2 protein-coding genes are annotated in these 3,444 nt (G+C 69.4%); one reads left to right on the top strand and one right to left on the bottom strand.

What is annotated here, in order from left to right; all coding sequences use genetic code 11:
• Nucleotides 1-2,507: hybrid sensor histidine kinase/response regulator (locus ACXJKH_RS17080; RefSeq protein WP_457321108.1), on the top strand; the 2,507-nt coding region annotated here is incomplete at its 5' end.
• A 257-nt stretch (nucleotides 2,508-2,764) separates the two neighbouring features.
• On the opposite strand, the gene ACXJKH_RS17075 is transcribed toward ACXJKH_RS17080, so the two are convergent.
• Nucleotides 2,765-3,421 carry a LuxR C-terminal-related transcriptional regulator gene (locus ACXJKH_RS17075; RefSeq protein WP_457321110.1) on the bottom strand — a complete coding sequence of 219 codons (657 nt, stop codon included), beginning with the start codon at nucleotides 3,419-3,421 and terminating at the stop codon, nucleotides 2,765-2,767.
• Between the last annotated feature and the right edge of the window lie 23 nt (nucleotides 3,422-3,444).

Below are 3,444 nucleotides of genomic sequence, written 5' to 3'. Positions count from 1 at the left end.
AGCTGGAACTGTACGGCCAGGGACTGCAGCAGCGTATCGACCGCTTCGGGACCCTGCCGCAGGTGCTGGCACTGGACCCGGACCTGCGCCGCGCCCTGCTCAAGGTGCCCGATGCCGCCGCGCGGCAGCGCCTGAACCTGAAACTGCAGCGCGCCAACCAGGTGACCCGCGCCTCCACCCTGACCCTGGTCGGCCACGACGGCGTGGCCGTGGCCGCCAGCAACTGGGACCAGCCCAGCAGCAACGTCGGCGAGGATTACAGCTACCGCCCCTATTACCGCCAGGCGCTGGCCACCGGCCGGGGTCGTTTCTACGGCATCGGCATGACCACCGGCGTGCCCGGGTATTTCCTGTCCCAGGCGATCGAGGAAGACGGCGTGCGGGTCGGCGTGGTGGTGATCAAGATCGAACTGTCGGCATTGGAACAGGAATGGTTGCCCAGCCCGGACGTGGTGCTGGCCAGCGATGAGCATGACGTGGTGTTCCTGGCCAACCGCGATGTTTGGCGCTACCGCCTGCTGCGCCCGCTGGGGCCGGGCGAGCGCCGCGAGATGCTGGAAGCGCGGCAGTACGCCGACCGCTCGCTGCAACCGCTGCGGGTCCGCACCGAAGATGTGCTTGAGAACGGCGGGCGCATGGTGCGCCTGCTCGATCCGGCGCTGCCCGGACGGATGCTCTGGCAAAGCCTGGCCCTGCCCGAGGAACACTGGAACCTGCACCTGCTGCACGATGCCGGCGCGGCCACCAGCGCCGGGCGCAGCGCGGCCATCGGCGGCGGCGCGGCGTGGTTGGCGTTGGGCTTCCTGGTGCTGTTCGTACAGCAGCGGCGGCGGCTGGATGCGCATCGGCAGCGCAGCCGACGCGAGCTGGAAAGCGTGCTGGCCCAGCATGCCGAGGAGCTGCGTACCGCGCAGGATGGCGTGCTGCAGGCCGCCCAGCAGGCCGACAGCGGGCTCAGCCGCAGCCTGGCGCACCTGCCGCAGGGCGTGGTGGTGATCGACAACGAACAGAACCTGGTGGCATGGAATGCGCGCTACCTGGAGCTGTTCAAATTTCCGCCCGGGCTGATCCGGGTCGGCCGCCCGATCGAGGAGATCTTTCGCTACAACGCGCGCCGTGGCCTGCTCGGTCCCGGCCCAATCGATGAGGCGATCGAGCGCCGCTTGAACCACCTGCGCAGCGGCCGGCCGCACATGCGCGAGAGCGAGAAAGACGACGGCACCGTGCTGGAGATCCGCGGCAATCCGCTGCCCGATGGCGGCTTTGTCACCAGCTATGCCGACATCACCGCCTACAAGAACACCGCGCGTGAACTGCGCTCGCTGGCCGATGCGCTGGAGCACCGCGTGGCCGAGCGCACCCGTGACCTGGACGAGGCGCGCCGCGAGGCCGAGCGGGCCAACCGCTACAAATCGCGTTTCGTCGCCTCGGCCGTGCACGACCTGCTGCAACCGTTGAACGCCGCGCGCATGTTCGTTTCGGTGCTGCGCGGCAAGCTGCACGGTGATGCGCGCGCATTGAGCGAGCACGTGGATGCGGCGCTGGCCGCGCAGGATGCGATCCTGACCAGCCTGCTGGATATATCGCGGCTGGAATCGGGCGCGCTGCAGACCCACGTGCGCGCGTTCGCGCTATCGCCGCTGCTGGAGACACTGGCACGTGAGTTCGGCATCGCCGCCGACAGTCGCGGGCTGCAGCTGCGTTGGGTGGATACGCGGGCGGTGGTGGTCAGCGATGAGGCATTGCTGCGCCGGATCCTGCAGAACTTCCTGTCCAATGCGCTGCGTTATACCCCGCGCGGGCGCGTGTTGCTGGGCTGCCGCCGCGTGGGCGACCAGTTGCGCATCGAGGTGCACGACCAGGGCCCGGGCATTCCGGAGAGCCTGCAGGGCGAGATCTTCGAGGAGTTCCGCCGGCTGGATGATGGCGTCGAACAGGAACGCGGCGCCGGGCTGGGATTGGCCATCGTCGAACGCATCGGCCGCCTGCTGGGGCATGGCATCCATCTGCGCTCCACGCTGGGACGCGGCAGCGTGTTCACGGTGAGCGTGCCGCTCGGCGACGCGGCGGCCATTCCGGCGCCGACGCCGGTGCCGGCCGTAGCGGCTGACGCCGGCGATGACAGCCCGCTGCGGCATTGCCGGGTCTGGAGCATCGATGACGACCCGCGTGTGTGCGCCGCCACCCGCGCGCTGCTGGAGCGCTGGGRCTGCGCGGTGGAGCTGGCCGATGGGCCGCAGGCCGTGCTGGAAATCGCCTCCGCGCTCAACGTGCCGCAGTTGCTGCTGCTGGATGTGCGCATGGGCCAGTGGCACGGCCCGGATCTGTATGAGCAGTTGTGTGGACTGTGGCAGGCGCGGCCACCGGTGATCCTGGTGACCGCCGAGCGCGATGATGTGTTGAAGGCGCAGGCTGCAGAGAACGGGTGGGGGTTCCTGTCCAAGYCGGTGCGGCCGCCGGCGCTGCGCGCGTTGATGACGCAGTTGCTGGTACGGCATCGGGGATGATCGGTGATTCGGAAGCAGCCGAGCATGGCTCGGCTCTACCGGGTGGATTGGGAGCAGCCGAGCGTGGCTCGGCTCTGCCGGGTAGATTGGGGTGTCAGCCGAGCGTGGCTCGGCTCTACCGGGTGGGTTGGGGAGCAGCCGAGCATGGCTCGGCTCTACCGGGKGGGTTGGGGGGCCAGGGTGCCACGCTCTGGTAGAGCCGAGCCATGCTCGGCTGACACCCTCCGGAGGTGACGATGTGTCCCCGCCCCGCGGCCTCAGCCGTCCAGCCCCGCGCCGGCATCGCCTTCCGGCTCCAGCGCCTTCACCAGTACCGCAGCCTGCGTGCGGCTGTGGCATTCCAGCTTTTTCAGGATCGCGGTGACATGCACCTTCACCGTGTTCTCAGCCAGGCCCAGCTCGTAGGCGATTTGCTTGTTGAGCAGGCCGTCGGCCAGGCACAGCAGCACGCGGAACTGCTGCGGGGTGAGCTGGGCGAGGCGTGCGGCGAGCAGCGCGTCGGACTCGGAGCGCTCTGGCGCCATGGCCGGGAACCACACCCCGCCATCGAGCACCGCCGCCACCGCCTGGCCGATAGTCTCGGCGGGGGCGGATTTGGGGATGAAGCCGGCTGCGCCGAACTGCTGCGCGCGGCGGATGACGCGCGGATGGTCGTTGGAGGAGACGATGACCACCGGGATGTCCGGGTGCGCGCCGCGTACGTGCAGCAGCGAGGAGAACCCGCGGGCACCGGGCATGGTCAGGTCCAGCAGCACCAGCTCGATCTCCGGGTGCTGGTCCAGCGCGGCTTCCAGTGCGGAGGCGCTGGCCACTTCGAGCACCTGCGCCTGCGGGAGCGACTGGCGCAGCGAGTGCACCACCGCCGCGCGCAGCAACGGGTGGTCGTCGGCAATCAGGACGGTGAATTCGCTCATGCGGTCCATTGTAATGCGGTTGC

The sequence above is a fragment of the Stenotrophomonas sp. P5_B8 genome (genome assembly GCF_054049855.1).
The sequence above is the reverse complement of the archived record's forward strand: the minus strand, read 5'-3'. Positions and strand labels throughout refer to the sequence as shown.

Bases quoted from the DNA above. Each gene is read 5' to 3' on its own strand.
- ACXJKH_RS17075 (WP_457321110.1), bottom strand. From the start codon at position 3,421: ATGAGCGAATTCACCGTCCTGATTGCCGACGACCACCCGTTGCTGCGC.